Raw genomic sequence first — 4,536 nt, 5'->3', positions numbered from 1 at the left:
CGCGCAGGACGGGCCGACCGGGGCACGGTCGGCCCGTCCTGCGCGGAGGCGGTCGGTGCGGCGAGTATCACCGCGGCGGCCGACAAGAGCGCGAGTGCGCGGACAACGGGACCGGTTCTCCTGGGCATGTCTCCTCCGTCGCGAGGTGGCGTCTTCCTTCGACGCCCGCGACGTGGTTCTGCCTGGGCCGGCCGGATTCGACGCCTGTTCGTCGCGCATGCCGCTCCGATGACGCAGCGGATGACGCCACCGGGCGGTACGGTCCGGCCCTCGGGTTGATCCAGTTGGGTGGGACGGCGGGTGGCCGGTAGACTGCCGTAGTTGCTCGGCGAGGGAGGCCGTCCGCGTAAGCGGTTCGGCGGTCCGTTATCGACGCGCTCTTCGTAGCAGGCCATCGCCAGTCGTGGCCGGGTGACCACCTTTTTCGTCACCTTCTACGAGGAGTGCAACATGTCCGAGGTCAAGCTCGCCGCTTCCGTCCGCTCGGAGTTCGGCAAGGGCGCCGCCCGCGCCATCCGCCGTGACGCCAAGGTTCCCGCCGTCGTCTACGGCCACGGCTCGGACCCGATCCACGTCACCCTTCCGGCCCACGAGCTCGGCCTGGCGCTCCGTACGCCGAACGTCCTGCTGTCCCTGGACATCGAGGGCAAGAACGAGCTGGCGATCCCGAAGGCCGTCCAGCGTGACGCCATCAAGGGCTTCCTGATCCACGTCGACCTGCTCCTCGTGAAGCGCGGCGAGAAGGTCACGGTCGAGATCCCGGTCCAGGCCGAGGGTGAGCTCGCCGCCGGTGGCAACCTGCTGGAGCACGTGCTCGGCACCCTGTCCGTCGAGGCCGAGGCCACCCACCTCCCCGAGGCCGTCACGGTCTCCGTGGAGGGCCTGGAGGCCGGTGCCTCCATCCTCGCGAAGGACATCGCCCTGCCGAAGGGCGCGACGCTGGTGACCGACGCCGACGCCGTCGTCATCCAGGTCCTGGCCGCCCAGGCCGAGGAGCCGGCCGCCGAGGGCGAGGCCGCCGAGGGCGCCGAGGCCTGAGCCGTAGGCTCTGCCTGACGTGACGGGGTGACGGGCCGTACGGGCCCGTCACCCCGTTTCTCTTGTACGGACACCTCTTGTACGGATACGAGGAGACCTGACGCACATGACGGACGACGCGAACGCGCCCTGGCTGATCGTCGGCCTCGGCAACCCGGGGCCCGAGTACGCGGCCAACCGCCACAACATCGGCTTCATGGTCGTGGACCTGCTCGCGGACCGGATCCGTGGCTCGTTCAAGCGGGCGCAGAAGGCGCAGGCGCAGGTCGTCGAGGGCCGGATGGGGCCCCCCGGGCCTTCGAGCCGCCGGGTGATCCTCGTGAAGCCGATGTCGTACATGAACCTCTCGGGCGGTCCGGTGACGGCGCTGCGGGACTTCTACAAGGTGCCGACGGCGCACGTGGTGGCGATCCACGACGAGTTGGACATCGACTACGGGGTGCTGCGGCTGAAGCTGGGTGGCGGCGACAACGGGCACAACGGTCTGAAGTCGATGACGAAGGCGATGGGTGCGGAGTACCACCGGGTGCGGTGCGGGATCGGGCGTCCGCCGGGCCGGATGCAGGTGGCGGACTTCGTCCTGAAGGACTTCTCGTCGACGGAGCGCAAGGACCTGGAGTGGTTCGTGGACCGGGCGGCGGACTCGGTGGAGTGTCTGGTGGCGGAGGGGCTGGAGCGGGCCCAGTCGGCGTACAACTCGTAGGGCCGGCGGCCGCGGCGCAGTACGACTGTACGATCGCGGGTCATGACGCACGTCCGTACCGCAGCCGTGGCGCTGGTCGCCCTGTTCCTCGTCGTCGCGGGTGCCTGGGCCTCGTGGAACTCCGCCCAGCACGTGCTGCTCGCGAAGGGGCGGGAGCACGGGACGCTGACGGTGACCGACTGCACCGACGACACGTGCAGCGGCCGGTACGCCCCGGAGGATCCGTCGTCGACGCGCCGGACGCTGACGATCGTGCACTCGGTGGCGGCGGAGAAGGGCGCGACGATCCCGGTGGTGGTGAAGCCGGGCACGGACGAGGGGGTGCGGACGGGCTGGGGCGGCGGCTTGCACGCCTGGCTTCCGTTGGGCGGGGCGCTGTTGCTCGCGGCGCCGTTGGTGGGTGGCGGGATGCGACTGCCGCGAACTGCTTTGTCGCTGGCGGGGGTTGGCGGGGTGGTGTTGGTGGCGACGTTCTTGGCGCTCTGACCCGTTTAAACCCCTTTCCTGGGCCAATCGTTATGGACCTCTGGCTTAAACCCGGCTTAAAGCGATGGATAGGCTGCCTCAGCCACCTCCCACGGCATCCTCATCCCACAGATGGACGACTATGCGACGCTCCTTCATACCCGCAGCCGCTCTTGTCGCGGCCATGGCGGGCTCCCTGAGTCTTGCCCCCGCCGCCTTCGCGTCGGACGGCTCCCACACGTACCCGCTGCACCAGCCGACGCCGATCGTCGCGTCCGAGGCGCCTCACGACGGTGACTGCCCGAAGATCCCGGCCGACAAGGACGGCTGGCACTTCGTCATCCCCGGCAACGACGTGAACTTCACCAAGCTGACGGTGACGTTCGAGCCGGGCGGCGAGCAGGTCATCACGACCTTCGGTCCGCCGACCGACAAGCACGCGTACGTGGCCTCCGAGCCGGGTGCGAAGCTGGTCTCGGCCGAGGCGGAGGTCGACGGTGTGATCAAGCAGGGCTGGTTCAACCTGTCCCACACCTGCGTGGCCACCGAGACCAACAACACCACCGGCGGCACCACGGGCGAGCAGACCACGGGTGGTTCGACCACCGGTGAGCAGACCACCGGCGGTTCGACGACCGGTGAGCAGACCACGGGTGGCTCCACGACCGGTGAGCAGACCACCGGCGGTTCGACCACCGGCGAGCAGACCACCGGCGGTTCCACGACCGGCGAGCAGACCACGGGCGGGACCTCCACCACCGGTGGCGACACGGCCACGGGTGGCTCCACCACGGGCGAGCAGACCACCGGTGGTTCCACCGCCGGCGGCTCCACCTCCGGTGAGCAGGCCAACGGCGGCGCCACCACCGGCGACACCAAGGGTGAGGGCAACCTCGCCGAGACGGGCTCCAGCGCGCCGGTCGGCATCCTCGCCGCCGCCGCCCTGGCCCTCGCGGCCGCCGGTGCGGTCCTGGTGACCCGCCGTCGCAAGGCCACGCAGAACTGACGTACCGCGTAGGACGACGGAGCCCCCGCCGGATTCCCCGGCGGGGGCTCTGTCATGTGTGCGGAAGGGCCGTCAGCCGGTGTTGCGGAGGCCCGCGGCCACGCCGTTCACGGTGAGGAGCAGGGCTCGTGCGAGCAGCGGGTCCGGGTCCTCGCCGCGCTCGGCGGCCGCGCGCTGGCGGGCGAGGAGGGCGACCTGGAGGTAGGAGATCGGGTCCAGGTAGGCGTCGCGGATGGCGAAGGTCTGCTGGAGGACCGGGTTGGAGTCGAGGAGCTTCTCGCCGCCGGTGACCTTGAGGACCTCGGCGACGGTCAGCGCGTGCTCGGCCTCGATGGTGTCGAAGACGTGCTTGAGGTTTTCGGGAACGAGGGTGTCGACGTAGTGGCGGGCGATCCGCAGGTCCGTCTTGGCGAGCGTCATCTCCACGTTGGAGAGGAAGTTGCGGAAGAAGCCCCACCGCTCGTGCATCTCGCCGAGGACGGCGTCGAGGCCGGCCTCGCGCAGGGCCTTGAGGCCGGAGCCGACGCCGTACCAGCCGGGAACGATCTGGCGGGACTGGGTCCAGCCGAACACCCAGGGGATGGCGCGGAGTCCGTCGAGGGAGACGCCGGAGCCGGGGCGGCGGGAGGGCCGTGAGCCCAGGTGCAGGTCGGCGAGCTGGTCGACGGGGGTGGAGGCGAGGAAGTACGCCGGCAGGCCGGGGTCCTCGACGAGCTTGCGGTAGGCGGTGTGGGCGGCTTCGGAGACGGTGTCCATGGCCGCGTCCCAGCGGGCGAGGGCCTCGTCGGACTGACGCGGGGCGGTGTGCAGGGCGGAGGCCTGCAGGGTGGCGGCGACGGTCAGTTCGAGGTTCTCGCGGGCCAGCGACGGGATCAGGTACTTGTCGGAGATGACCTCGCCCTGCTCGGTCACCTTGATCTCGCCCTCCAGGGTGCCCCAGGGCTGGGCGAGGATCGCGTCGTGCGAGGGGCCGCCGCCGCGGCCGACGGTGCCGCCGCGGCCGTGGAAGAGGCGCAGGCGGACGCCGTAGCGGTGGGCGACGTCGCGCAGGCGGCGCTGGGCGCGGTGGATCTCCCACTGGCTGGTGGTGATGCCGCCGAACTTGGAGGAGTCGGAGTAGCCGAGCATGACCTCCTGGACGTCGCCGCGGAGCGAGACGAGGCGCCGGTAGGAGGGGTCGGCGAGCATGTCGTCGAGGATGACGTCGGCGGCCTTGAGCTCGTCGGTGGTCTCCAGGAGCGGCACGATGCCGATCTTGGCCCAGCCGCCGTGCAGGTCGATGAGGCCGGCCTCGCGGGCGAGGACGGCCTCATCGACCTGCACG

At 70.7% G+C, this 4,536-nt stretch carries 5 protein-coding genes; 4 read left to right on the top strand and 1 reads right to left on the bottom strand.

The features are described 5' to 3' along the window. Nucleotides 1-450 precede the first annotated feature (450 nt). From CCN56_RS32990 to CCN56_RS32975, 4 genes are all read left to right on the top strand, one after another. Nucleotides 451-1,038, top strand: a complete 588-nt coding sequence (locus tag CCN56_RS32990; RefSeq protein ID WP_086831534.1) for a 50S ribosomal protein L25/general stress protein Ctc — start codon at nucleotides 451-453, stop codon at nucleotides 1,036-1,038. 106 nt (nucleotides 1,039-1,144) lie between these two features. Beyond that, nucleotides 1,145-1,741 (top strand): aminoacyl-tRNA hydrolase, encoded by a 597-nt coding sequence (pth, locus tag CCN56_RS32985; protein WP_086831533.1) that lies wholly within the window; start codon nucleotides 1,145-1,147, stop codon nucleotides 1,739-1,741. 42 nt (nucleotides 1,742-1,783) lie between these two features. Then, nucleotides 1,784-2,227: a hypothetical protein gene (locus tag CCN56_RS32980; RefSeq protein ID WP_086831532.1), complete on the top strand. Its 444-nt coding sequence runs from the start codon at nucleotides 1,784-1,786 to the stop codon at nucleotides 2,225-2,227. A gap of 163 nt (nucleotides 2,228-2,390) precedes the next feature. Beyond that, on the top strand, nucleotides 2,391-3,212 hold the full coding sequence (locus CCN56_RS32975; protein WP_256962311.1) for an LPXTG cell wall anchor domain-containing protein: 822 nt from the start codon (nucleotides 2,391-2,393) through the stop codon (nucleotides 3,210-3,212). Nucleotides 3,213-3,284: 72 nt separating this feature from the next. Here the strand turns inward: CCN56_RS32975 and CCN56_RS32970 are convergent. Then, nucleotides 3,285-4,536, bottom strand: a 1,252-nt coding sequence (locus CCN56_RS32970) for a phosphoenolpyruvate carboxylase (protein WP_143664698.1), incomplete at its 5' end; no start/stop codon positions are given.

The organism is Streptomyces sp. NRRL B-24572 (assembly GCF_002156145.1).
GTDB classification, from domain to species: domain Bacteria; phylum Actinomycetota; class Actinomycetes; order Streptomycetales; family Streptomycetaceae; genus Streptomyces; species Streptomyces vietnamensis.
The sequence above is the reverse complement of the archived record's forward strand: the minus strand, read 5'-3'. Positions and strand labels throughout refer to the sequence as shown.